The 23648-nt window shown below is 63.3% G+C and carries 24 protein-coding genes; 9 read left to right on the forward strand and 15 right to left on the reverse strand.

From position 1 onward, the window contains the following. Positions 1-122: 122 nt before the first annotated feature. Positions 123-1307 carry a cell wall hydrolase gene (locus AC1DZU_RS08995; protein ID WP_477283760.1) on the reverse strand — a complete coding sequence of 395 codons (1185 nt, stop codon included), beginning with the start codon at positions 1305-1307 and terminating at the stop codon, positions 123-125. A gap of 148 nt (positions 1308-1455) precedes the next feature. Next, positions 1456-2763: an MFS transporter gene (locus AC1DZU_RS09000; protein WP_477283762.1), complete on the reverse strand. Its 1308-nt coding sequence runs from the start codon at positions 2761-2763 to the stop codon at positions 1456-1458. A 123-nt stretch (positions 2764-2886) separates the two neighbouring features. Here AC1DZU_RS09000 and AC1DZU_RS09005 point away from each other — a divergent pair, with 123 nt between their 5' ends. Further along, positions 2887-3810 carry a LysR substrate-binding domain-containing protein gene (locus AC1DZU_RS09005; protein WP_477283763.1) on the forward strand — a complete coding sequence of 308 codons (924 nt, stop codon included), beginning with the start codon at positions 2887-2889 and terminating at the stop codon, positions 3808-3810. Between the two features lie 24 nt (positions 3811-3834). Here AC1DZU_RS09005 and der read toward each other — a convergent pair whose 3' ends face one another. Continuing rightward, the gene (gene der, locus AC1DZU_RS09010; protein WP_477283765.1) at positions 3835-5268 is read right to left on the reverse strand and encodes a ribosome biogenesis GTPase Der; all 1434 of its coding nucleotides are present in this window, start codon (positions 5266-5268) and stop codon (positions 3835-3837) included. Then, positions 5265-5930 carry a tetratricopeptide repeat protein gene (locus AC1DZU_RS09015; protein WP_477283767.1) on the reverse strand — a complete coding sequence of 222 codons (666 nt, stop codon included), beginning with the start codon at positions 5928-5930 and terminating at the stop codon, positions 5265-5267. The genes der and AC1DZU_RS09015 overlap by 4 nt, the downstream gene beginning before the upstream one ends. A gap of 191 nt (positions 5931-6121) precedes the next feature. On the opposite strand from AC1DZU_RS09015, the gene AC1DZU_RS09020 reads away from it, so the two are divergent. Further along, positions 6122-7129 (forward strand): polysaccharide deacetylase family protein, encoded by a 1008-nt coding sequence (locus tag AC1DZU_RS09020; RefSeq protein WP_477283769.1) that lies wholly within the window; start codon positions 6122-6124, stop codon positions 7127-7129. 30 nt (positions 7130-7159) lie between these two features. Here AC1DZU_RS09020 and sbmA read toward each other — a convergent pair whose 3' ends face one another. The 3 genes from sbmA to AC1DZU_RS09035 form a co-directional block, all read right to left on the reverse strand. After that, entirely contained in the window at positions 7160-8419 is a 1260-nt protein-coding gene (gene sbmA, locus AC1DZU_RS09025) for a peptide antibiotic transporter SbmA (RefSeq protein ID WP_477283771.1), read from the reverse strand. Between the two features lie 113 nt (positions 8420-8532). Then, a complete protein-coding gene (locus AC1DZU_RS09030; protein WP_477283773.1) occupies positions 8533-9690 on the reverse strand; it encodes a YbfB/YjiJ family MFS transporter in 1158 nt (385 codons plus the stop codon). Positions 9691-9946: 256 nt separating this feature from the next. Further along, entirely contained in the window at positions 9947-10171 is a 225-nt protein-coding gene (locus AC1DZU_RS09035; protein WP_477283775.1) for a hypothetical protein, read from the reverse strand. 95 nt (positions 10172-10266) lie between these two features. On the opposite strand from AC1DZU_RS09035, the gene AC1DZU_RS09040 reads away from it, so the two are divergent. Genes AC1DZU_RS09040 through AC1DZU_RS09050 form a run of 3 tightly spaced genes read left to right on the forward strand, consistent with a single transcriptional unit; the run spans position 10267 to position 12896 of the window. Beyond that, entirely contained in the window at positions 10267-11235 is a 969-nt protein-coding gene (locus AC1DZU_RS09040) for a LysR substrate-binding domain-containing protein (RefSeq protein WP_477283777.1), read from the forward strand. Positions 11236-11261: 26 nt separating this feature from the next. Next, positions 11262-12518 carry an aminopeptidase gene (locus AC1DZU_RS09045; protein WP_477283779.1) on the forward strand — a complete coding sequence of 419 codons (1257 nt, stop codon included), beginning with the start codon at positions 11262-11264 and terminating at the stop codon, positions 12516-12518. A 21-nt stretch (positions 12519-12539) separates the two neighbouring features. Then, positions 12540-12896, forward strand: a complete 357-nt coding sequence (locus AC1DZU_RS09050; RefSeq protein ID WP_477283781.1) for a DUF488 domain-containing protein — start codon at positions 12540-12542, stop codon at positions 12894-12896. Between the two features lie 244 nt (positions 12897-13140). Here the strand turns inward: AC1DZU_RS09050 and AC1DZU_RS09055 are convergent, their stop codons facing one another. After that, positions 13141-13497: an ArsC family reductase gene (locus tag AC1DZU_RS09055; protein WP_477283783.1), complete on the reverse strand. Its 357-nt coding sequence runs from the start codon at positions 13495-13497 to the stop codon at positions 13141-13143. 154 nt (positions 13498-13651) lie between these two features. On the opposite strand from AC1DZU_RS09055, the gene AC1DZU_RS09060 reads away from it, so the two are divergent. The 3 genes from AC1DZU_RS09060 to AC1DZU_RS09070 are packed head-to-tail and all read left to right on the forward strand — an operon-like array spanning position 13652 to position 15053. After that, positions 13652-14224: a dihydrofolate reductase family protein gene (locus AC1DZU_RS09060; RefSeq protein WP_477283785.1), complete on the forward strand. Its 573-nt coding sequence runs from the start codon at positions 13652-13654 to the stop codon at positions 14222-14224. Beyond that, positions 14221-14577, forward strand: a complete 357-nt coding sequence (locus AC1DZU_RS09065) for an ArsR/SmtB family transcription factor (RefSeq protein ID WP_477283787.1) — start codon at positions 14221-14223, stop codon at positions 14575-14577. The genes AC1DZU_RS09060 and AC1DZU_RS09065 overlap by 4 nt, the downstream gene beginning before the upstream one ends. Further along, positions 14574-15053, forward strand: coding sequence for an SRPBCC family protein (locus AC1DZU_RS09070; RefSeq protein ID WP_477283789.1), 480 nt, complete (start codon positions 14574-14576; stop codon positions 15051-15053). Before AC1DZU_RS09065 ends, AC1DZU_RS09070 begins: the two co-directional genes overlap by 4 nt. A 97-nt stretch (positions 15054-15150) precedes the next feature. Here the strand turns inward: AC1DZU_RS09070 and AC1DZU_RS09075 are convergent, their stop codons facing one another. From AC1DZU_RS09075 to AC1DZU_RS09105, 7 genes are all read right to left on the reverse strand, one after another. Continuing rightward, on the reverse strand, positions 15151-15504 hold the full coding sequence (locus AC1DZU_RS09075) for a SnoaL-like domain-containing protein (RefSeq protein ID WP_477283791.1): 354 nt from the start codon (positions 15502-15504) through the stop codon (positions 15151-15153). Positions 15505-15932: 428 nt separating this feature from the next. Further along, positions 15933-17018 (reverse strand): ABC transporter ATP-binding protein, encoded by a 1086-nt coding sequence (locus tag AC1DZU_RS09080; protein WP_477283793.1) that lies wholly within the window; start codon positions 17016-17018, stop codon positions 15933-15935. Then, entirely contained in the window at positions 17008-17616 is a 609-nt protein-coding gene (locus AC1DZU_RS09085; RefSeq protein ID WP_477283795.1) for a cupin domain-containing protein, read from the reverse strand. Before AC1DZU_RS09085 ends, AC1DZU_RS09080 begins: the two co-directional genes overlap by 11 nt. A 175-nt stretch (positions 17617-17791) precedes the next feature. Then, positions 17792-18856 (reverse strand): ABC transporter substrate-binding protein, encoded by a 1065-nt coding sequence (locus AC1DZU_RS09090; protein ID WP_477283797.1) that lies wholly within the window; start codon positions 18854-18856, stop codon positions 17792-17794. Further along, positions 18841-19710 (reverse strand): ABC transporter permease, encoded by an 870-nt coding sequence (locus tag AC1DZU_RS09095; RefSeq protein ID WP_477283799.1) that lies wholly within the window; start codon positions 19708-19710, stop codon positions 18841-18843. The genes AC1DZU_RS09090 and AC1DZU_RS09095 overlap by 16 nt, the downstream gene beginning before the upstream one ends. Beyond that, complete coding sequence (locus AC1DZU_RS09100) at positions 19707-20591, reverse strand: ABC transporter permease (protein ID WP_477283801.1); 885 nt, start codon at positions 20589-20591, stop codon at positions 19707-19709. The genes AC1DZU_RS09095 and AC1DZU_RS09100 overlap by 4 nt, the downstream gene beginning before the upstream one ends. Positions 20592-20676: 85 nt before the next feature. Then, the gene (locus tag AC1DZU_RS09105) at positions 20677-21960 is read right to left on the reverse strand and encodes an NAD(P)/FAD-dependent oxidoreductase (protein ID WP_477283803.1); all 1284 of its coding nucleotides are present in this window, start codon (positions 21958-21960) and stop codon (positions 20677-20679) included. A 243-nt stretch (positions 21961-22203) separates the two neighbouring features. On the opposite strand from AC1DZU_RS09105, the gene AC1DZU_RS09110 reads away from it, so the two are divergent. Beyond that, positions 22204-23361, forward strand: a complete 1158-nt coding sequence (locus tag AC1DZU_RS09110; RefSeq protein WP_477283805.1) for a fumarylacetoacetate hydrolase family protein — start codon at positions 22204-22206, stop codon at positions 23359-23361. Positions 23362-23648 lie beyond the last annotated feature (287 nt).

A 23648-nucleotide genomic window follows, 5' to 3' on the forward strand; every position in this document is an offset into this window, starting at 1 on the left:
TCAGTTATAAAGGTGCGACATCGTGCCCGCCACGACGACGGGGATGCGCTGCACGAATCCCCACGGCGTTGGCTGTTCGATCGACTGCGCGCAGCGCGAAAAGATCGGCGACTGTCCGGCGCTCAGCTCCAGCCGCCGCCATGGGTGCGGTAGAAGATATGCAGGCCGATCTTGGTCATCTTCTGCATCGTGCGCGCCCAGCCTGGATGCACATATTGGGCGTAGTAATGGGTCGACGATCCAACCTCGGGGATGAATATCTTGCCGGCGGTGACGGCCATGGCAATATCCTGCGCGGTCTTGTAGGCGACGGGACTGTCGATGCGCTTCCTCCTGCCGTCGCAAGCGAACGAGAACTGGCAGCGGTTGAACCAGCTGTCGTTCTGGTAGACGACGCCGCAGATTGAATTGGGATAGGCCGGGTTGCGGACGCGATTGAGGATGACCTGGGCGACGGCGGCCTGGCCGCGCACGGATTCGCTTCTCGCCTCGAAATAGATGCCGTTGGCAAGGCATGCCTGCTCCTTCTTGGAGAAGACACTCGCCGGCAGCGGGTTCTGGATCCACGAGTGGTCGCCCTTGGCCATCGGCGGGATGAAGCGGCCGTCATTGGGCTGCTCGTCCTGAAGCAGGGCTTCGAAGGGCGATGCCTTGGCATAGTCGGGCTCGGCCTGAGCATAGGCGGTCGCCAGCACATCGGGATGGTCATTGTTGACCAGCGCGGCAAGCATGGCCGGAACGCCGGGGTCCGGCTTCTTGTCCTCACGCGCATGGAATGCCGCGGCGATCTGGATTTCCTTGCCTTTGATCTGCGGTTTGGCGAAGGCCATCTTCAGGCCGCTGTCCATGCTGGGCCGCAGCAAGGAGGAGGTGCGCTCGAAGATCGAGCCGGCATTGAAATTCTTCGGCGGCGCGACGGGAGAAACCTGAACGATGCGGCCTTTCTTCTCGGCGCGCACGATGCGATCCTCGTCGGGCGTGCCGCTGACCTTGCCGCCCTTGCCACGAAACGACACGTTGCCTACGCCGGCCAGATGGACGCCCGATCCGGAGATGGAGCCGGTGACGTCGGAATCGACGAACGGCATCTCGGCCGCATGGGTCGAGCCGGCGACGGATTTCTCGACGTAGGAATTCCAGCGGGTGTTCGACGTTTCGAGGCCGGAGACAAAGCTGGTCATGTCCTGGTAGGCGGCGACGGTCGGAAAGCCGATCCAGATGCCAAGACCGATGACGAACGGGGTCAGAAAGCCACGTTTTTTCTCACCGGCGGCGGCCGCAAGCCGCTTCAACACACGTCGATGCACGGAACTCTCTCCAGGAACGCGACTGACCCCACTGGAGAGCAAAATGATGCATTAACCTTGATGGGACGTTAACAGGTTCGATCGGGTTTTCTCAGTCGGCTCAAGGTCGTGGTTGCGAAGTCGGGCGATTTTGCGGCCGCATGCGAAGTCAGGCCGGCCGCAGGAAGATCGGCCAGGCGATCAGCGCGCAGATGGCGGCCGACAGCCAGACGCCCGCCCATGATCCGACAACCAGAAGCCCGGGGATGGCGATCGGCACTAGGAAGAAGGCGACGAAGACAAAGCTGTTGGCCAGACCGAGCGCCGTCCCGGCATTGCTGGCGCCGGCAAGCGTGGCGATCTCGGTATAGGCAACGCCGTGCCATGCTGAAACACAGATGCCGGCGACGATCAGGACGGCAACGATCGTTGTCGCGAGCATAGACTGCCAGCCGGGTACGGTGGTCACGACAAACACAAGCAACGTGAGGGTGGCGAAGGCCGCCGCGCTCAGGCTGCTGAAAAAGCGCAGGAACGATCGGCGATTGCGGTGACGGTCGGTGAAACGGCCGCTCCAGACGCGCATGACCATGGCGCCGACCTGCACGGCTGCCAGGCTGGCGCTGATCACTGCCGTTCCCATACCGCCGAAATCATGCAGGAAGACGGAGGCGAAGGTGAGCACCGCCACTTGCGGGACGCAGAGCAGGCCGATGGCCATTGCGATGCGCCAGACGTCCGGATTGCGCAGCGGTGTCGGGCCGACCGACACCATGGCGTCGCTTGCGGACGTCGCCTCTTCGCCGATTGGCGGCTGGTGCAACCAGCGCCACGCGAAAAGCGCCGTGACGGCGGAGAACGCGGCCAGCAGGCCGTAGACCGCTGCAAAACCATGCGCCGAGGCAAGCGACGGCAGGACAAGGGCGCCGAGCCCGCCGCCGAGCGGCACCGCGGTCTGCCTGATGCTCATGGCGAAGCCACGCTCGCCTTCACGGAACCAGGCCATGATGGCGCGGCCGCTCGAGCCGTTGACGCTGCCGCCAAGCAGCCCCGTGACGAGCAATACGGCCGCCAGAAGCCCAACCCCGGGAAGGTGTACCGGCGACGGCACGACCAACAATGCCATGAGAAGCAGCCATGCCGCGGTGGCGCCGAGTCCGGTGAGCAGCACGCGGCGATCGCCCCAGCGATCGGTGAGCAATCCCCATGGCAGTTCGCTCAGCGCCACACCCAGGCCGAGCAGACCGAGAACCAGCCCGAGCTGGCCATTGCCGAGATGGTAGCCAGAGCGCAAAAAGACCGCCGTCGCCGGTATGCCGGAGAAGGTCGCGGAAAAACTGGCATTGGCGGCAACGCCAATTCCCAGCACCTTCCAGCGATGATTGGGACGGACCGTCGCGGCGCCAGCGGCGGCTGTATCCGTCTGTTGCCGTGGCCTGCATTGGCTGCATTCCAAATCCGTAGCGACGAGCGACATGGCTGAGTTTCCCTTGATGGTCCGACTGCATCCGGACCTTGACGCATCGTCTTTACCGCCATAGGTTCATGCTGAATATCGGGAAGTTTTTGATTAATTGTCCCGAAAATCAGGATTATTGCCGTGCGACGCGTGACATTCGACCTCGACGTTCTCCGCAGTTTCGTCACCGGCATGGAGCTGGGCAGCTTTGCCAAGGCTGCCGACCGGCTTGGTCGGTCGACGTCGGCGGTCAGCGCGCAGTTGAAGAAACTGGAAGAGCAGGCGGCGACGCCGATCTTCCGTAAATCGGGACGTGGCCTCGCCTTGACCGAAGCCGGCGAGACCATGCTCGGCTATGCGCGGCGGCTGATCGAGCTTAACGACGAGGCGGCATCCGCTATCCATGACGTCGAGCTGGAAGGCTGGGTCCGGCTTGGGCTGCAGGAGGATTTCGGCGAGGCGGTGCTGCCTGACGTGCTCGGGCGCTTCGCCCGCGCCCATCCCAAGGTCAAGATCGAAGCCAGGATCGCGCGCAGCTACGAACTCGCCGAAAGGGTCATGTCAGGCAACCTCGACATCGCGCTCGCCTGGCACAGCGGCGAGACGCTCCCCTACAGCGAGCATGTCGCCGACGTGCAGATGCGCTGGATCGGCCCGGCAAAGCGCATCGAGACCAGCCTGCGCCACAGTGAGCCACTGCCGCTGGTGGCGCTCGAAGCGCCATGCCTTTTGCGCACGGTGGCGACCGAAACGCTCGACCGCACCGGCCTGTCGTGGCGGATGGCCTTTTCCAGCCCAAGCCTTGGCGGCATCTGGGCGGCTGTCGCGGCGGGACTGGGGCTGACGATCCGCACCGACATCGGACTGCCGGCCAGCGTCAGCGCGATGACACCGGACATCGCCGGGCTGCCGGCACTGCCCAAAATGGCCTTGTTCCTGCACCGCAAGGACGCCGAACCCGAGCCGGTGGTAGCGCGCCTCGCCGAGATATTGCTGCAGGCGGTGCGGCAGGCGCTGCCCGATAACTCGCGGACCAACGAAAACGGTCTGCGCGACGTCGCGTGATCGGCGCCAGAGGGGCAGCGATGCTCAGCTGCGTTTCTTGGCCCTGCCGGCGAACGGGTTGTCCGAGGTGCGCAGCGCAATGCGGATCGGCACGCCGGGCATATCGAAGGCTTCGCGCAGGCTGTTGGAGAGATAGCGGACATAGGATTGCGGCATCGCATCCGGCCGCGAGCACTGGACGACGAACCCCGGCGGCCGCGTCTTGGCCTGGGTGACATATTTGACCTTCAGCCGGCGCCCGGCGACGGCAGGCGGCGGATGATGCGCCAGGATGCTTTCCAGCCAGCGGTTGAGCTTGCCGGTCGAGACGCGGCTGTTCCACACCTTGTGGGTCTTCAGCACCGCATCCATCAGCTTGTCGAGGCCGCGCCCGGTTTCGGCCGACACAGGCACCGCCTGGATGCCGCGCACCTGCGGCAGCAGCCGCTCGGTCTTCTCGCGCAGCTCCGCCAGAAGTTCCTGGGGATGGTCGATCAGGTCCCATTTGTTGAAGGCGATCACCGGCGCCCTGCCTTCCCTAATGATCAGGTCGGCGATCTGCAGATCCTGCTTCTCGAAAGGAATGGTGGCGTCGAGCACGATGATGACGATCTCGGCAAAGCGGATGGCGCGCAAGCCATCCTGCACCGACATCACTTCCAGCTTTTCGTGGATCCTGGCCTTGCGGCGCATGCCGGCCGTGTCGAACAGTTTCAGGCGGCGGCCATGCCAGTCCCAGTCGACGGAGATGGAATCACGGGTGATGCCGGCTTCCGGCCCGGTCAACAGCCGCTCCTCCCCGATCAGCGCGTTGATCAGCGTCGATTTGCCGGCATTCGGGCGGCCGACCACGGCGATGCGCATCGGCTTGGTGTCGTCGTAAGACGGCTCGGCATCCGGGTCGACGATATCCTCGCCGATCAGCACTTCGCCGGCGACGACCTCTTGGTCTTCGCCGTCTTCTTCTTCACCAAAGGCGCGCGCCTCGCCAAGCGCGCCGATCACCGCGTCGCGCAGGTCGGGCATGCCCTGGCCGTGTTCGGCCGACACTGGGATCGGCTCACCGAGGCCGAGCTCCCAGGCCTCCAGCATGCCGCCTTGGGCGCCCTTCGCCTCGGCCTTGTTGGCGACCAGAACGACCGGCTTGCCGGACTTGCGCACTATCTCGGCGAAAGTCTTGTCATCGGGCATCAGGCCGGACTTGGCATCGACCGTAAAGAAGATCAGGTCGGCCTCGCGTATGGCGATCTCGGTCTGCGCCCGCATGCGGCCGGGCAAGGTCGAGGCGGCGGCATCCTCGAAGCCGGCGGTATCGATGACGTCGAAATGCAGGTCGTAAAGCTTGGCGGCATGAACGCGGCGATCGCGGGTGACGCCCGGCGTGTCGTCGACAAGCGCCAGCTTCCTTCCCACAAGCCGATTGAAAAGAGTCGATTTGCCGACGTTAGGTCGGCCGATGATGGCGACTTTGAAGGTCACGACGCACTGCCCGACCCGCGGATCAGCTCGGACATCAAGGTTGCCCGCTCACGGGTGTTGCGCGGGGCGCCGTCATCGGCGGCAATCTGGTCGAACAGCTTCAGCGCGTACTGGGTCTTGCCTTCCTTCCAGGCGGAAAGACCGAGCGCCTCGCGCGCCGTGTGGCGCAGCGTGTTGGTGTCTGACGTAAGCGCCTCGACACGGCTGGAGACATCGGCGAAGGAGCCATGGTCGACAAGCAGGAGCGCTGCCCTGAGCCGGGCCATGTCGCGAATGCCTGAAGGAATGGCCGTGTCGGCGGCGACATCGTCGAAGTCCTTGACGGCGGCGTCGACGTCGCCCTTGCTGGCCTTGACGGTCGCAGCGCGCATGCGGGCGAGCAGCGGATAAGCGCCGTAGCCATCCTTCTCCAATTGGTCGAGAGCGGTCAGCGCTTCGTCGTTCTTGCCGTCATTGGCAAGCTTCAGCGCCTGCGAGAACGCATCGCCGGAGCGGTTGGCACGCGTCTCGTCCCAATAGCGATAGCCGACGAAGGCGGCGGTGCCGAGCACCACGAGGATCGCGAGGACAAGCAAGGCGGGACCGAAACGGTCCCATAGCTTCTGCGCCTGTTCGCGACGCATCTCGTCGTTGACTTCACGGATAAAACTGTCGTCGGACATCAATCAAACCATTCCTGCCCTCTCGGGCCGTTGTCAGCCCGCGTTTTAGCGAAATTTTGTCGGCATGGAAGGGGTTCGACGGGAAAATCGCCCAATCCCAGGGCCGGCCGCCCAAAAGGCCAATCGCACCCGCGCCACATTTGCGCGATAGCCGGCTTCCAGACATCCTCCGAGTTAAGATCAGATCGCCGATGTATCGTCCGTTCCGCGCTGCTGCGTTTTCCCTCGCTTCGCTCGCCAACGCCGGCGTGGCTTTGGCCGATCCGCCGGCGCCGCCAGCGTCGGCAAAGCCCAGGCAGGTCGTCATCATCTCGTTCGACAGCGCCCGCGACATTTCGCAGTGGAAGCGCAGCCGCGCGCTGGCGCAGCGCACCGGCGCGCATTTCACCTACTTCCTGTCCTGTGTGTTCCTGCTGTCGCCGGAGACGCGCAAGGAATACACGGCGCCCGGCAAGACATCAGGCAAATCCAATATCGGCTTTGCCGCCTCCAAGCAGGAAGTGACCGAGCGGCTCGAACAGATCGGACTTGCCGCGCATGAGGGTCACGACATCGCCAGCCATGGCTGCGGCCATTTCGACGGCAAGGACTGGAGCAAGGCCGACTGGCTGAAGGAGTTCGGCTCGTTCGAGCGCATTCTCGAGAACGCCTACGCGATCAACGGCATCGCGCCCGAGCCGGAGGGCTGGCGCGATTTCGCAAGGCATGCGGTGGTCGGTTTCCGCGCGCCGTATTTGTCGACGGGCAAGGCGCTTTACGAGGCGCTGCCGGCGGCCGGCTATCAATTCGACGCCAGCGGTGTCTCGCAGGGCCCTGCCCGGCCGACGGCCAGCCACGGCATCCTGCACTTTTCACTGCCGCAGATTCCGGAAGGACCGAAATCGAGGCAGGTGATCGCCATGGATTACAATCTCTATGTCAGACATTCCGGCGGCTTCGAGCGGCCGAGGAAGGCGGACGAGTTCGCCAACCGAACCTACGATGCCTTTCGCGCCGCCTTTGATGGGCAATATCAGGGCAAGCGCATACCGCTGGAACTCGGCTTCCACTTCGCCCTGATGAATGACGGCGCCTACTGGAACGCGCTGGAGCGCTTTGCCGGCGAGGTCTGCGTCAAGGCCGATGTCGAATGCATCAGTTTTCGCGACTATGTTTCGCGGCAGGATGCTGCCCAAAAGCAAGCATCGGTTGGCGGTTGAGCCGCCAACCCGGTTCCAAACCTCAGCTCTTTAGGCCGGGTCCTCGGCGCCTTGCCGTTCCAGGTAGCGCTGATCGATCGGCGGCAGCGGCTCGCCTTGCAGCGTCGCTTCAAAGGCGCGCAGGCGTTTGTGGACCGATTGCAGCTCGACGATGGTCGACCAGGAGGTGAGCAGAAACTGCAGCGAACCCGTCACTTTGCCGAATGCGTTCGAGATCTGGTTCAGTGCGCCGAAGGTTATCTTGTGCGCCACCAGTGACGGACCCAGGATCAGCAGCGAGAAGATGTTGTCAGCCTGCAGATACGTATACCGGACCACGTTGAAATAGATGTAGTGGAAATAGAGCCTGAAATAGTTGTGACGAACGTTCGCGAACAGCTCGGCAGTGGTGGCTGGCTGGGCCCTCTCGGCATGATCTTCGCCGTAGACAAGTTCCTTGCGATAGGCAGCCTCGACACGCTGGTTGCGAAACTGCAGCCCCGGAAGTTTCAGGCCGGCAATCATCACCGAGATCGTTCCGAACAGACACCAGGCCAGTGCTGCGACAACCAATGGCTGCGGGATCGCGCCGACAATCGGCAACTCGCTGATGTGAGCCTGCAACTGGATCATGACCGGCAGGAATGCGATCAATGTCATGATCGACTGGACGAAGCTCGAGCCGAGATCCTCCATGATCTGCGAAAACCGCATCGTGTCTTCCTGGATACGCTGCGAGGCGCCCTCGATATGCCGTAGCCTGCCCCAGTTCTCGACGAAATAGTTGTTCATCGCCGTGCGCCAGCGGAAGATCCAGTGGCTGACGATGAAGGCGTTGACCACCTGCACATTCATGCCGACCAGCGCGAGCCAAGAAAAATCGGCCAATCCGATGTAAAATTCTCCGTTGGTCGATTTTCCAGTTCCCGACATCAGTCCCTGCACATAGTCGAAGAAAGGCCCGTACCAGGCGTTGACCGCGACGCTGACCTGCACATTGAAATAAATGAAGAACAGGATGACCGACGTCATCAGGATCGACCAGCGCTGCCAAGGATGCGGCGAATACCAGCTCCAGAACGCGTAGAAGGCGAGCACGCAAAACGCGAAGTAGAGATAGAACCAGAGAAACGGCGGCGACAAAAGAATGGCGATGCCGATGATGGGGGGCGCGCCAGCCGCGGCCGGCGGCAGTCCGAAAACGGCGCCCAACTGCTCTCCGCCGAAAAACCAGAACAGGATCGCCGCAAGGCTCCAGATGGCTGCCGAAGAGAAAAAAAGCTTCGGCTGCGGGAAGAAGGATACGAACACTGTGGGGGATTCCTCGGTCGATGCGCAAATCAGCGGGGTTTAGCGGGCATAAAGTCACACATTAGGTGGAAAGCAAATGCCTGCCCGATGCCCGGCAACGAGCAAACCCATAATCATGGCGATTTTGGCGCGGCCGACCATGTGATGGCGCCGGAGACGACCAACATCACTGCGGCGGTGATCGAGGCGAGGAAGAAATCGCCTGACATTTGCGCCAGCAACCCGGCGGCGATCGGGCCGATGATCTGGCCAAGGCCGAAGGACGCGGTCATCAGGGCAAAGATACGCCGCGGCGCTCTTGGCGCCTGTTGCCGCGCGGCCTGCAGGCCAAGTGCCGTGATGGCGATGAAGGTGCCGCCGAGCAGCAGGCCGCCAAGCAGCGGCCCTGTGCGTCCGCCGATGGCCACGCTGGCGGTGACGCCCGCAACTTCGATGAAGCATGCCAGCGCATAGGCTGCGTAAAGCCCGATCCGGGCGGCGATCTTCTGCCAGAGCCAGGTGGAGGGAAAACCGGCAAGGCCGGCGACCATCCACACCATCGCCTCGAAAACGCGGCTGCCGCCACCTTGCCGGACGATGGCGACCAGGAACGTGGCCGTCACCACATAGCCAAAACCGAACAGGCCGTAGGCGACGATGATCTTCATCAGCGACCAGTCCTTCGGCAGCGCCGGCTCGCGCGTGGCGTCGCCATGGGTGAGTGGGCCCTCGTTCGCCAACAGCGCCACGACGACGAAACCGCAAGCCGAAATTGCCGCCGACCAGAGCCAGCCTGCCGCCCAACCGGCATGTTCGGTGACCAGCGCGGCCATCATCGCCGCGGACACCGCGATGCCGAGGCCAACGCCGCCAAAATGCCACGCCTGCAGGTCGCCGCGGCCGGCAGCGTTTATATGGCTGAAAACGATGCTGGCCATGAACACCATGACGAAGGCGCTGGTCAGGCCGGCCAGAAAGCGGATGACGAGAAAGGCGACCATTGTGTCGGACAGTCCCATCAACGCAGCAAGGGCAGTGCTGGCGCCGAGACCCACCAGCATCAGCATGCGTTCACGTCCCTGCGCCCAACCGCCCGCCGCCGCCAGCGCGCCGACGAGGTAGCCAAGATAGTTGGCGGAGGCGATCCACCCGGCATCGGCCGGCGACAGATGGAGTTCCTCCATCATGCCAGGCAGGATCGGCGTGTAGACAAAGCGGCCGATGCCCATGGCAACAGCCATGGCGATCATACCGGCGATGGCGAAACGCAGTGCTGTCGAGGTGGCTGTCATTGCAGTGCACAATTAAGTGCGCGAGGCGGTGAAACAATCCACCTTTGGTTGGGCCAGCGCGGTCGCAGTGCGCGGCGCTCGCCTCGACTTTTGCTTAAGCCGGAAAGCGAGACGTCCGCTTAGAGACTGCTTCGAAATTCGCTCTGGCGAGTCATATGGTGGTGGTTTCGAGCGCAGCGGACATTTGGTCCGTGAGCAACGGAAGCGCAGAAAACGCCGTCGGATGGCCGCCAGAGTAGAATTTCCAAACAGGCTCTCAGCAGCGTCCACCGAAACCGGCATGCAATGCAGCAGTCTCGTGCACCGTGCGCCGCGCCGTCAGCCTGAACGGCACATCACCCAATTCGCGCTCCGACATGGTGTTGAGCACAGGATGCGAAAGCGGATCGGTCAGCCATCTCTGCGTCACGCACTCCCGGCTTGGCTCTTGCGGAGCATGGGTCGAGAAAAAGATCTTCAGCGATGACAACATGCTCAGCATTTTCGCCTCCACGGGTCTGGCTCCCTCCGTAAAGTGTGCCGTTCCGATGTGTCTTTCAATTGAGATTTCAGCCGGATCGGTTTAGAAAAACTCAAATGGCCATGCTCAATCGCGTCCATCTCAACGGCCTTCGCGCCGTCGAAACCGTCGCCCGTCTCGGCTCGCTCGCGGCGGCCGCCGGCGAACTCAACGTTTCCGTCAGCGCCGTCAGCCAGCAGATCAGCCGCACCGAGAAGCAGCTCGGCCAGGCGCTGTTCGAGCGAACGGCGAGCGGTCTCGTGCTGACCGAGTTCGGCGCTGCCTTCGCGGCCCGCCTCGGTGCGGGGTTTCGCGAGCTTGCCCACGCCGTGGCGCTGGCCGACGAGGCGACGCAATGCACATTGGTGGTTTCGGTGGCGCCGGCCTTTGCTTCGAAGTGGCTGCTGCCGCGGCTGTCGCGTCACTTCGCGCGGCATCCCAACGTGCTGTTGCGCATCGATGCTTCGGTGCGGCTGGCCGATCTCGACCACTCCGACATCGATATTGCCATCCGGCTCGGCGACGGCAAATGGCCAGGCGGGAGGGCGGAACTGCTTTTGGCCCAGGAAGTCTTCCCGGTCTGCGCCCCGGTGATCGCCGGGAAGCTGAAGTCGATCGAGGATCTTGCCCAGACCTGCGCCATCACCGACGAGCGGGCCATGATCAACTGGGAAAGCTGGTTCGAGGCAGCCGGCGTTCCGCCCGTCACGTTCCTGAAGGGCGCGCGCTTCACCGATCCGATGCTGTGCCTGGAATCGGCGATCGCCGGCCATGGCGTGATGCTCGGCTGGCAATTGCTCACCGCCGATGCGCTGGCCGACGGCCGGCTCGTGGCGCCGTTCGGAATCCGCGCCCAGAGCGGCCTCGGCTATTGGCTGGTGACCTCCTCGGCCAAGGCCGAAAACCGCAAGGTCCGGGATTTCAAGGTCTGGATCAAGGAAGAGATCGAGGCGACGATGGCACAGTTCGGGTCCGCGAATGCGGCCACCGCACCCACCGGTGGGATCGCGGTGGAAAGCACCGTGGCACCGGTCTATGTAGAGTGAGACATCAAACTACGGCAGGCAGGATCATGACCACACATTCGCGCGGCGTTGCCGCATCGATCGACCCGGTGAAGCTCGACAGGCTGGCGGAAGTCGCCATCAAGGTCGGGCTGCAGTTGCAACCCGGCCAGGACCTGGTGGTGACGTCATCGATCGCGGCGCTGCCGCTGACCAGACGGATCGTAGAGCATGCCTACAAGGCCGGCGCCGGGCTGGTGACGCCGATCTTCAACGACGACGAGATGACGCTGGCGCGCTATCGCTTCGGCGCCGATGCCAGTTTCGACCGTGCCGCCGGCTGGCTTTATGAAGGCATGGCGAAGGCCTTCGCCAACAATGCAGCGCGGCTTGCCGTGCGCGGCGAGGATCCGTCGCTGTTGTCGGCGCAGGATCCGGCGAAAGTGGCGCGCGCCAACAAGGCGAATTCGATGGCCTATCAACCGGCGCTTGAGAAGATCACCGGCTTCGACATCAATTGGAACATCGTCGCCTACCCGGATCTCGCCTGGGCCAGGCAGGTCTTCCCAGATGATGCCGACGACGTTGCCGTGGCGAAGCTCGCCGACGCCATCTTCGCGGCGTCGCGGGTGGACGTCGAGGACCCGATCGGCAACTGGAAGGCTCACAATGCCGCCCTTCGTGGCCGCACCGAATGGCTCAACGGCCACAATTTCCATGCGCTGCATTTCACCGGGCCGGGCACCGACCTGACCGTCGGGCTGGCGGACGGCCACGAATGGATGGGCGGCGCCTCGACCGCCAAGAACGGCATCACCTGCAACCCGAACATCCCGACCGAGGAAGTCTTCACCACGCCGCATGCCAGGCGCGTCGAGGGCCATGTCTCCTCGACCAAGCCGCTGTCCTATCAGGGCACGCTGATCGACGAGATCTCGGTGCGTTTCGAGGAGGGCCGGATCATCGAGGCGAAGGCTTCGAAGGGCGAGGACGTGCTGAAGAAGGTGCTCGACACCGACGAGGGCGCGCGCCGTCTCGGCGAGGTGGCGCTGGTGCCGCATTCCTCTCCGATCGCGGCCAGCGGCCTGTTGTTCTTCAACACGCTGTTCGACGAGAACGCCGCCTGCCACATCGCGCTCGGCCAGTGCTATTCGAAGTGCTTCGTCGATGGCGCCTCGCTCAGCCAGGACGAGATCGCCGCACGCGGTGGCAACAAGAGCTTCATCCACATCGACTGGATGATCGGCTCGGACAAGATCGACATAGACGGCGTCCACAAGGACGGCGCCCGCGTGCCGGTGATGCGCAAGGGCGAGTGGGCCTGACAGGCACTTAAGGAGGATCGGATGGCCATCGACCTGGCGGTCAAGCGGATCTACGAGCCGCCGGCGCCGGACGACGGGCAGCGGGTGCTGGTCGACCGAATCTGGCCACGCGGCGTCAGCAAGCAAGAGGCCGTGCTGACGCTATGGCTGAAGGAGATCGCACCGAGCGATGGCCTGCGCGGATGGTTCGGCCATGCACCGGAGCGCTGGGCGGAGTTTCAGCAGCGATATCGGGCTGAGCTGGACGGGAATGCAGAGGCGGTCGGGCAGTTGCATGCGCTGCTCGACAAAGGAAAAGTCACGCTGCTGTACGGTGCGCATGACGAAGCGCACAACAATGCGATGGCACTGGCGAGCTATCTCAGAAAGTCGGATTGAAGGGCGCCTATACCCTGCAACGGTGGTAATTGGCCAATCTCCCCCCTTGCGGGGGAGATGCCCGGCAGGGCAGAGGGGGGTGCTGTCCCTCCGGTCTGTCAACTAATTGCAATTTCGGCCACGTGCTTCGACAGGGCCCCTTTGGAATAAGTCGGCCGACGGTTGGCGATCCTTCCCACCCCCTCTGGCCTGCCGGCCATCTCCCCCGCAGGGGGGGATCGGCAGCTTCGCCGTCCTGCTGCTCCTACTTAAAACTTCCCACCGCCTGCTGATAAACATCCGGCTTGAAGCCGACCAGAATCCGGTCGCCCAGGTCCAGCACCGGTCGCTTGATCATGGTCGGCTTGGCCAGCATCAGCGCCTTGGCCTTCTTCTCGTCGAGGTTCTGCTTGTCCGTGTCGGCCAATTCGCGAAAGGTCGTGCTTGCCTTGTTGAGCAGGATTTCCCAGCCAACCTTGCGGACCCAGCCATCCAGCCGCTTCGCCTCCAGCCCTTCCGCCCTGTAGTCGTGAAAACGATAGGGCACATCATGACCTTCCAGCCAGACGCGCGCCTTCCTGATCGTGTCGCAGGTGGTGATGCCGTACATGGTGATCGTCAAGCGTACTTCCCCAAACTGACAGTCGAATCCGCTCGCAGCCTAGAACCGCCCTTCCCGCTTTGCCAGCACCCCTGGTTGGCGTCCTTCGAATATTGGCTGTTGCCAACACTAAGGAATTTTCCTAAGTAATGGTCAAAGCCGGAAAGGAATGACCATGGCCAGGATCGTTGTATCGGAATTCATCTCCGTCGATGGCGTGATGGAAGCGCCGGGAGGCGAGCCGGGCTACCGGCACACCAACTGGGTCGGCAAACGGCACGAGGCCGGACAGATCGAGTACAAATTCCAAGAGGTACTGGACCACGAGGCGCTGCTGATCGGCCGGGTGACCTATGAAAGCTTCGCCGACGCCTGGCCGACCTACAAAGGCGCCTTTGCGGACCGGATGAACAGCATGCCGAAATATGTGGTGTCGACGACGGTGAAGGCACCGGCCTGGAACAACACGACGGTCCTTCAAGGCGAACCGATGGCCGCGATCCGCAAACTCAAGCAGGATCTGAAAGGCGATATCGTCGTTGGCGGCAGCCGCACACTGGTCAAGGCGCTCAGGCACCACGACCTTGTCGACGAATACCGGCTGATGGTGTTCCCGGTCATACTCGGCAGCGGCGCGCAGCTTTTCGACAGGACCGAGGACGCGACGGACCTCAGGCTGGTCGACACACGCTCCTTCGCCAACGGCGCGGTGGTGCTCACCTATCGTGTCGAGCGGTCATCGCCATGACAAGTCTGCAATCCGCGACACAAACACCGCCACCAATCGACGGCATCTTCCGCGCCCTGTCCGACCCGACGCGGCGACGCGTGGTGGAGCGGCTGAACCGCAGCCCCGCCTCGGTCAGCGAACTTGCGCAGCCCTTCGACATGGCCCTGCCCTCCTTCATCGAGCATCTCAGGGTTCTCGAAGGCTGCGGACTGGTGCGCTCGGAAAAGAACGGCCGGGTCAGGACCTATCAACTGGCGCCGGAGCCGCTGAAGCTTGCTGAAAACTGGTTGGCCGAACAGCGCACATTGTGGGAACGCCGCCTCGACCAGTTCGACGCCTATGTGATGACCCTGGAGGAGAAAGACGCATGAGCTATCCGTTCAAGCCGGACCCCAGACTGGACCTCGTGCTGGAGCGTGTCGTCGATGCGCCGCGCGAGTTGTTGTGGAAAGCCTGGACGACCCCTGCCCATGTCAAGCAGTGGTTCACGCCGAAGCCGTGGACCGTCACCGACTGCGAGATCGACCTCAGGCCGGGCGGGCTGTTTCGCACGCGCATGCAGTCGCCTGACGGCAAGCAAGTCAACGACCGCCATTGCTGCTATCTGGAAATCGTGCCGAACGAGCGGCTGGTGTGGACGGATGCGCTGCTGCCGGGCTACCGGCCGTCAGGGGAGCCGTTCATCACCGCGGTCATTTCCTTCCAGCCGGACGGTAAGGGCACACGCTACACCGCCACCGCGATCCACCGCGACGAGGCGACCCGCAAGAACCATGAAGAGATGGGCTTCTTCGATGGCTGGGGCACGGTGGCGGATCAGCTGGCAGAGTACGTGAAAACGATCTGAGCTCTCACATTGCGGCCGGGCCATCGTCCCGACCGCCGTGCTTATTTGCAAGCCAGCGAAGAGAGCAGGCTCCCGGAGCCCGGTGGTATTTCCGGCCTCAATAGTAGAAGCGCTCTTCGGTGATCTTGCCGTTCTTGACCGTGTAGACGCCGACCTCGTCCATGGTGACCCGCTCGCCCGTGGCCTTGGGCGTTATGTCAAACTTGAAGCGCAGTGCGAACTGGTCGCCGTTGACGTATGGGCCCTCGACCGAGCCGCCATGGACTTCGTGGTTCTCTTGCCACCACTGGCCCTTCTGCTTGAGGGCCTCCTTGCCATGGGAGACGGCCATCGGCCCCTCCATGGCTTCGTAGCTGGCGATATCGTCGGCATTGTATTTCTCAGCGGCACCGTGGTGGTCGCCTTGCTGTAGGAGTTCGGTGAAATCCTTGGCAATTTCCGCGATGGTCATTTGTGTTCCTCCTGTTCAGACGCATTGCAAGTAGGGGACAGCTTGTTGGCCGGCCATCATCAATCCGCTTGGTAGCTGACAAGCCATGTCAGGATGATGATATCGCGCGGGGTATATGACGACGATTTGAGGGAGCGATCGGCGGATCACATCGCGCTCAGCGGCCGGCCGTTTAGGACACCATGACGGCTTTGGAATGCCTAAGTCGAATTCGCCTTGCAGATACATACGCATACGCCCGCAAAAACAACGCTCCTGCCTGGTACTAAATAGAACAAAACAGGAACTTAGCTTCGAGTCAAGCGTGGAATTTCCGAGCCTACGCCCCGTTGCCGACGATGCCCTTGACCTCGAGGAGCGGCGGCCACGGCCTTGTCGACATCGGCCCTTCGAGCCGACGGAGATCTGGCTCTGGAATGTCCTTGAAACTAGCCTGGCAGCATAGGGCAGTTGGCGCCTCGGCGCAGGCTGATATGCGCCACGTCGCCGACGCTGAATTGAAAGCCATCGGCCTGGCGCGGCGCGTCGATGACAACAGGAGCGCCCTGCCCAAGCTCGGCATGCAGGCGCAAAGTGCGGCCGTGAAAAACGATGCTGTTGACGCGGGCCGGCGCCGTGCCGGGTGCCGCCTCAGTGGCCGCCAGCAAATCCTCGGGCCGCACGCCGACGGTGCGGATAGTGCCTTCGGCGGGAGCCTCGCCGGTTTCGGAGGTCGCTTCCAGCGGCAAGGCGCCGGCGGCGAAGCGCAGGCGATCGCCATCGCGCCTGATAAAGCGCGACTGCAACAGGTTCATGGTGCCGATGAAACTGGCGACGAATGTGGTCGCAGGCCGATCGTAAAGCGTCGCCGGCGGCGCGATCTGCTCGATGCGGCCCTTGTTCATGACGACGATGCGATCGGAGATCGACAGCGCTTCGGTCTGGTCGTGGGTGACCATGACGAAGGTGGTGCCGAGCCGCGACTGCAGACGCTTCAACTCGACCTGCATCTGTTCGCGCAGATGCGCGTCGAGCGCCGACAGCGGCTCGTCAAGCAGCAGCACGCGCGGTTCGCAGACGATGGCACGCGCGAGTGCGACGCGCTGGCGCTGGCCGCCCGACAGTTCGGAGACGCGGGCGCCGAGCTTGTCGGCCAGACCAACCATATCGAGGGCTTCGCCGACGCGTTTTGCCTGCTCGGCGCCGGAAAGTTTTCGCAAGGACAGGCCGAAGCCGACATTCTCGGCAACGTCCATGTGCGGAAACAGCGCGTAGTCCTGGAACACGGTGTTGACTGGCCGGTCGTACGGCCTGAGTGCCGTGATATCACGGCCGTCGAGCAGCACCTTGCCGCTCGACGGGCTTTCGAAGCCGGCGATGACTCGCAGGCTGGTGGTCTTGCCGCAGCCCGACGGTCCAAGCAAGGTGAGAAACTCGCCGCGGACGATGTCGAGATCGACGGCGTCGAGGCCGACAATGCCGCCGGGAAAGATCTTCGAGACCGCCTGCAACCGGACGAGAGGATCAGGCGCCATCGCGAACCTCGGACGGCTTGGTGGTGTTGACCCAGAGTATCTGGCAGCGCTCGGCGCCCGGATTGCGGAAGGCGTGCAAAAGCGTGCTCTTGAACGCAAAACTGTCACCGGTCTTCAGCACGTAGTTCGTCGAATCCACCACCAGTTCGACCTCGCCTGAAACGACGAAGCCGAATTCATGGCCGGCATGGGCATAGGCCTCGGCGGTGCCGCCGCCGGCATCAACCGTTACCAGCATGCCGGTGAGCGTCGCACCCGGCGGCGACAGCAGCGCCTTGGCGATGCCTTCGGACTTCACCGGAATGGCACGACGGCTGTTGGCACGCACGCAATAGAGATCGCTGACGGCATCGTCGCCGTCGGCGATCAGCGCCGACGGCTCGATATCGAGGGCGGCAGCGAGCGGCCAGATCACCTTGACGCGCAGCGAGGACATGCCACGCTCGATCTGGCTGAGCGCGCCGATCGACACGCCTGCCCTGGCGGCCAGATCGGCCAGCGACAGATTGCGTTCCAGCCGCAGCGCCCGCACGCGCCGGCCAACCCGCACATCGGCATCATCCTTCGGCTTTTCAGCCGCTTCGTCCAGCATGTCCATGCATTCGTCCTCGTTTGGTCTTCCCTTCTCCCCTTGTGGGAGAGGGTGGATCGGCGCACAGCGCCGAGACGGATGAGGGGTGTTGGCAGGAGTGCCGCCGGTGCTAGCTGGAGCACCCCTCATCCGTCGCCTTCGGCGACACCTTCTCCCACAAGGGGAGAAGGGAAAGCCAGGCTCAGCCGCCTGCCTTGACCTTTTCGAACATCTTGGCGAGGTCGTCATTCTGTTTCATCGGTCCGGTGAAGATGGTGGTCTTCAGCATCACCTCCGGGTCGGACGGCAGCTGCAGCTTCTCCAGTTCCTCCTTCGGCACGGTGGCAAAGGCAGAGCTCAGTGAACTGCCATAGCCGTAGGACTCGATCAGGTATTTGCCGGAGTCGGCGTCCAGCCGGCTGTTGATGAAGTCATAGGCGAGATCGACATTCTTGGCGTCCTTGAGCATGACGAAGCCGCAGGACCAGGTCAGCATGCCCTCCTTCGGCTTCATGAACTCGACCGGCACCCCTTGCTTCTTCAGCGAAGTGGCCGACGCGTTCCAGGTCATGGCGGCGACCAGCTGGCCGCTGGCCAGCGCCTGTTCGACCGAGGTCATGTCGGTGGTGTAGTTGGAGAGCAGCGGACGCTGCTCGCGCAACTTCTCCGCCACCTTGTCCATTTGCTCCGGCGTCATGTCGAACGGATTGACGCCGGCCAGAAGCGCGGCAACGATCGGCGTGTCATGCACGGCGTCGATGGTCGCCATGCGACCGGCATACTGCTTGTCCCACAGAAGGTTCCAGCTCGCTTCCGGGTTCTTCACCAGATCGGTGCGGTAGAGGATCGAGGTGTTGCCCCAGTCCCATGGCACCATCCAGACCTTGCCGTCGCCGGCCTGCAGGTCGGGCAGGTTCTTGAACACCGGGAAGATCGAATCCCAGTTCTTGATGCGCTTGGTGTCGATCGGCTGCAGCAGGCCTTCCTTGTTCCAGCGCGCCACCTTGTCATAGCAGGGATGGGCGATGTCAGGCCGAAAGCCGGCCTTGACCTTGGTGAAGGCGTCATCATCGTCACCGAAGATGGAGGCCTCGACGCCATCGGGATGAGCGGCAAGGAAGCTCTTGTTGAAGTCGGGCAGTTCATAACCCGACCAGGTGAAGTATTGCAGCTTGTCGCCGGCGAAAGCGACGGTCGACGACAGCGCCAAAGCCAGGGCGGCCAGGCCGGTCCGGGCCATCTTTCCAGATATCAGGTCGAATGCCATTGCAGTTCTCCTCTCTTGGTTTGTTTTGGTTGTGATGGATCCGCGGGTCGTGGCGCCGCTGCGGACAGACCGCGATGGCGCAGGATTTCGGCGATTGCAGCGATGACGAAGGAGACGGCCAGGATCGACGTGCCGAGCGCCATGACGGTCGGCAGCGATTTCGGGAACCTAAGCTGGCTCCAGATGTAGAGCGGCAGCGTCGGCTCGGTGCCGGCGAGGAAGAACACGACGATGAATTCGTCGAAGGAGATCAGGAAAGCCAGCATGAAAGCCGAGACGATGGCCGGCAGGCTAAGCGGCAGCATCACCCGCCGGAAGGTCGTCCAGTCGGAAGCGCCGAGGTCGAGTGCCGCCTCGCGAATGGTCTTTGGGATGGCGGCAAAGCGGCTGCGCATGATCACCACCGTCGTTGGCAGCGCAACCAGTATGTGGCCGAGAACGATGGCAATGCGTGACGGCCCGAGACCGATGAGATTGATAAGGATCAGCAGCGATATGCCGACGATGACACCGGGGATCAGGATCGGCAGCCGCGCGATGGCGCTGATGACGGCGGCGAGCGGCGAGCGGCCATAGAGGTCCATGTAGGAGACGGTGATGCCGCACAGCGTTGCCCCCGTGGCGGCAATCGTAGCGATGACGAGGCTGTTGACGAGGGCGCCGGACAGCACCGAATTGCCGTAGAGCGTCGCGTACCATTGCAAGGTGAAGCCCTGCAGCGGAAATGCTGCCTGGACCGAGTTATTGAAGGAAAACAGCGGGATCAGCAGCACCGGCAGATAGAGAAAGACCAGGTAGGCGATGACGTAGACGCCAAGCCAGCGGCCGCCACCCTGCGCGTGCGCGATGTTCATGTGCGGCCGCCAAATCTGCGGTCGGTGAAGCGTGCGACCAGCACCACGGCAAGGATGACCAGCATGACGGCAACGGCGAGTGCGGCGCCAAACGGCCAGTCGTTGGCCTTGCCGAACTCAGCCTGGATCAGCGTACCGATCATGGTGCTGGCCGGGCCGCCGACGAGCGCTGGCGTGACATAGTCGCCGACCGTCGGCACGAAGACGACAAGTGCGGCCGCCAGCACGCCGGGCATCGAGTTGGGCAGCACGACCCGGCGGAAAGAGGTGAAGGGTCTGGCGCCAAGATCGGAAGCGGCCTCGATCAGCGACTTCGGGATGGTGTCCAGGGCCACATAGATGGGCAGGATGGCGAACGGCGCATAGGCGTGGGCGAGCGTGACGACGACAGCGGCCGGCGTGTTGAGAAAGGCCAATGTCGGCTCGGACCAGATGCCGCTTTCGATCAGCGCCGAGTTCAAGACGCCGTTGTAGGCGAGCACGATCTTCCAGGCGAAGACGCGCAGGAGATAGCTGGTCCAGAACGGCAGCGTCACCAGGAACAGCAGCAGGCCGCGCCGCCCTCCGGCATGGAAGGCAAGGTAGTAGGCGACGGGATAGGCGGTGACGACGGTGGCGAGCGTCACCAGCGCGGCAATGATCAGCGAGCGCAGCGTCACCGTCCAGTACAGCGGATCGGACAGCACGGTGGCGAAATTCGCCAGGCTGAAACCTGTGCCGAGCAGCGAACCGTCATTGTTGCGGAAGGCAAGGAAAATCACCAGGCCGAGGGCAAACAGGATCAGCAGGAAGGTGACCAGCGCGCCTGGCAGCAACATCGCGACCCGGAAGCCCGATGAAGTCCGGGCCTCTGGCGCTTGTGCTGCAACAATGGTCGACATCGACCTGCTCATCGAAATTTTGAAATTGCCTAAGAATTTTTCATATTTGTGAAACTGTCAAGCGGAATCCCGCTGGCCTGCTGCGTCAGCGTTCCACTGCATCGAGCAAGCGATACCAGGCGATGGTCGCGGCAACGCCGACCTGCCGGAAGGCGTGGAACGGGATCGGCTGGATCGGCGAGAGCGGAAACGGCAACTGCATGGCGTCGCCACTGGAAAGATAGGTTGCGATGCGCTCGCCAAGCGCGGTCATCAGGCCAACGCCACGGCCCTGGCAGCCGACCACGGCGACAAGGCCTTGCTCCGGCTCGTGGATGTGCGGCAGGTGGTCCGGCGTCATCGCCACCCGGCCGAACCAGCGCTTCTCGATGGCGACGTCTGACAGGCTGGGATAGAGCCGCCGCAGCGCCCGCTCGAGATGCGCCCAGTCTTTGGGGCTCGTCGGCAAGGCCATGCGGCCACGCCCGCCGAGCACCAGTCGGCCGTCGGCGCTCTTGCGGTAGTAGACGAGGATGCGACGCGAATCCGACACCGCCTGCCCTTCCGGCAGGATCGTGGCCGCCAGCTTGGGCGGCAACGGTGCCGTGGCGATCTGGAAGGAATGCAGCGGCACGATCGTCTGGGCGAGGCCAGGGATCAAACCGTCCGTATAGGCGTTGGTTGCCAGCACGACCGCCCTTGCCTGCAATTCAGCGCCGCTTTCGGTCGAAACACGCCAAACGCCGGCGGCATTGACGAGCCTTGCGACCTTCTGGCGTTCCGCTATCCCGACACCAGCCGCCGCTGCGACCCGGGCGAGTTCCGATATGTAAGCGAGCGGATCGATGACACCGGCGCGGCGGTCGAGCCAGCCGCCGAGATACCCTTGAGCGCCGGTCATCGTGGCGATCTCGGCCTCACTCAAAAGCTTGACGTCGGCACCCCTCGCCCGCCATTGCCGGTCACGGTTTGCCGCCGCCTTCAACGCGGCCTCGGTGTGCGCCGCCTGGATCCAGCCATTGCGGACGAAGGGAACCGCCAGTTTTTCATCGCGGATCAGTTCGAACACGGCATTAGCGGTCGAAGCGGCGAAATTGACCAACGCCTCGCCGCGCTCCGGGCCAAAATGCGCGAGCAGCCATTCCGGATCGTATTTCAGGCCGGGAATGACCTGCCCGCCATTGAGCCCGGAAGCGCCCTGGCCGATTTCGCCGGCCTCCAGCACTTGCACCGACATGCCAGAGCGGGCCGCATGCAAAGCCGTCGACAGACCCATGATGCCGCCACCGACAATGACGACATCGGCACGTCCGCCACTGGCAAAGAGCGACTGAAACCTGGAGGCCGCTTGTGGCTTGCGCCAGACGGGATCGGAGAACGGTGCGGGCAAAGGGTCACCTGGATGGGCTGCGATGAATGAAAACTCTAGTCAGAATTTCACAGTTTTGAAATAGCGGTTTCAGCCCTGACATTAGGACCAACGCCAACGGACCGTTCGGGCCTGGTACTTGCCGATCGAATGCGGCGATGCAGATTGGCAACCAACGGGATAGACCTTTGACCGGAATCCGGTGAAGGTGCCGCGCCGATGCGGCCAGCCCGCATTGTCGATCATTTCAGAGGACCGAACGCCATGACCAATCCAACACACCTGCCCGCTGAAGGCCTTTTTCTCGGCCGCGCCAGGAGCAGTGATGTCCCGTATCCGTTGGTGGTCACGGTGCGCGACGGCACGGTCTTCGACATCACGTCGAGCGCGGCACCGACCGTGCGTGATGTCTGCGAGATGCCTGATCCTGCCGGCCATGTGCGGTCGGCCAAGGGCAAACCGATTGGCTCGCTCGACGCCGTCGCCGCCAACAGTTTTGAGGCTACGCGGGACGCGAAAAAACCGTACCTTCTCTCCCCGGTCGACCTGCAGGCGGTCAAGGCCTCGGGCGTCACCTTCGTCGTCAGCCTGCTCGAACGGGTGATCGAGGAACAGGCGCGCGGTTCGGCGGAAAAGGCCGACGCCATCCGCGCCGACATCGCCGGGTTGATTGGCCACGACCTGTCGAAGCTCAAGCCCGGGTCGGCGGAGGCGATGGAGATCAAGGCCAAGCTCATCGCGCGCGGCGCCTGGTCGCAATATCTGGAAGTCGGCATCGGTCCCGACGCCGAGATCTTCACCAAGTGCCAGCCGATGGCCTCGGTCGGCTTCGGCGCCGATGTCGGCCTGCACCCGGTGTCGACCTGGAACAATCCCGAGCCCGAGATCGCCATGATCGCCGCCGGCAGCGGCAGGATCGTCGGCGCCACCATCGGCAACGACGTCAATCTGCGCGACGTCGAGGGACGTTCGGCGCTGCTGCTCGGCAAGGCCAAGGACAACAATGCCTCGGCCGCGCTCGGCCCCTTCATCCGCCTGTTCGACGACACATTCTCGATCGATGACGTCAAGCAGGCCGTCGTGCGCCTGAAGGTCGAAGGCGAGGACGGGTTCTCGCTGGAGGGCGCAAGCTCGATGGCCGAGATCAGCCGCTCGCCGGAAGAGTTGGTTGCCGCCGCCATGGGTCCGCACCACCAGTATCCCGACGGGCTGGCGCTCTATCTCGGCACCATGTTCGTGCCGTCGAAGGATCGCGGCGAAAAGGGCAAGGGCTTTACCCACAAGGTCGGCGACATTGTCACGATCTCGTCGGAGAAATTCGGCGCGCTGGTCAACCGGGTGCGGCTGTCACCCGACTGCCCGCACTGGACCTACGGCGCCAGCCATCTGATGCGCGAGCTGGCCGGGGCCGAGCTTATCTAGCCGGCCTCTGGCCGCAAACCGTCCGTGCCGGCATTCCGACCGCCAAGGTGCGGCGGCTGACGCTGGAGTGATCCACGTCGGCGCCGGCGCATCGTCGACGCCAACCCTTTCGACCGCCGCGAAAAACCACCGCAACTGATGCAATCTGATGGGACCATTGATGGCGCCCCGTCAGGCGCCCACTACATCTGCAGATGGAGGCTTGCCATCCGTCGAAAAAGGGAATGCTCTGACGCATCCAACCGGCGCTGGCAAAGACGCGATCCGGCGGTCGCCGGAACAAGGGA

It is taken from the genome of Mesorhizobium sp. P2_A12 (assembly GCF_056405075.1).

Bases quoted from the DNA above. Each gene is read 5' to 3' on its own strand.
- AC1DZU_RS09000 (WP_477283762.1), bottom strand. From the start codon at position 2,763: ATGTCGCTCGTCGCTACGGATTTGGAATGCAGCCAATGCAGGCCACGG.
- AC1DZU_RS09015 (WP_477283767.1), bottom strand. From the start codon at position 5,930: ATGTCCGACGACAGTTTTATCCGTGAAGTCAACGACGAGATGCGTCGC.
- AC1DZU_RS09020 (WP_477283769.1), top strand. From the start codon at position 6,122: ATGTATCGTCCGTTCCGCGCTGCTGCGTTTTCCCTCGCTTCGCTCGCC.
- AC1DZU_RS09030 (WP_477283773.1), bottom strand. From the start codon at position 9,690: ATGACAGCCACCTCGACAGCACTGCGTTTCGCCATCGCCGGTATGATC.
- AC1DZU_RS09035 (WP_477283775.1), bottom strand. From the start codon at position 10,171: ATGCTGAGCATGTTGTCATCGCTGAAGATCTTTTTCTCGACCCATGCT.
- AC1DZU_RS09040 (WP_477283777.1), top strand. From the start codon at position 10,267: ATGGCCATGCTCAATCGCGTCCATCTCAACGGCCTTCGCGCCGTCGAA.
- AC1DZU_RS09045 (WP_477283779.1), top strand. From the start codon at position 11,262: ATGACCACACATTCGCGCGGCGTTGCCGCATCGATCGACCCGGTGAAG.
- AC1DZU_RS09050 (WP_477283781.1), top strand. From the start codon at position 12,540: ATGGCCATCGACCTGGCGGTCAAGCGGATCTACGAGCCGCCGGCGCCG.
- AC1DZU_RS09060 (WP_477283785.1), top strand. From the start codon at position 13,652: ATGGCCAGGATCGTTGTATCGGAATTCATCTCCGTCGATGGCGTGATG.
- AC1DZU_RS09065 (WP_477283787.1), top strand. From the start codon at position 14,221: ATGACAAGTCTGCAATCCGCGACACAAACACCGCCACCAATCGACGGC.
- AC1DZU_RS09070 (WP_477283789.1), top strand. From the start codon at position 14,574: ATGAGCTATCCGTTCAAGCCGGACCCCAGACTGGACCTCGTGCTGGAG.
- AC1DZU_RS09075 (WP_477283791.1), bottom strand. From the start codon at position 15,504: ATGACCATCGCGGAAATTGCCAAGGATTTCACCGAACTCCTACAGCAA.
- AC1DZU_RS09080 (WP_477283793.1), bottom strand. From the start codon at position 17,018: ATGGCGCCTGATCCTCTCGTCCGGTTGCAGGCGGTCTCGAAGATCTTT.
- AC1DZU_RS09085 (WP_477283795.1), bottom strand. From the start codon at position 17,616: ATGGACATGCTGGACGAAGCGGCTGAAAAGCCGAAGGATGATGCCGAT.
- AC1DZU_RS09090 (WP_477283797.1), bottom strand. From the start codon at position 18,856: ATGGCATTCGACCTGATATCTGGAAAGATGGCCCGGACCGGCCTGGCC.
- AC1DZU_RS09095 (WP_477283799.1), bottom strand. From the start codon at position 19,710: ATGAACATCGCGCACGCGCAGGGTGGCGGCCGCTGGCTTGGCGTCTAC.
- AC1DZU_RS09100 (WP_477283801.1), bottom strand. From the start codon at position 20,591: ATGTCGACCATTGTTGCAGCACAAGCGCCAGAGGCCCGGACTTCATCG.
- AC1DZU_RS09110 (WP_477283805.1), top strand. From the start codon at position 22,204: ATGACCAATCCAACACACCTGCCCGCTGAAGGCCTTTTTCTCGGCCGC.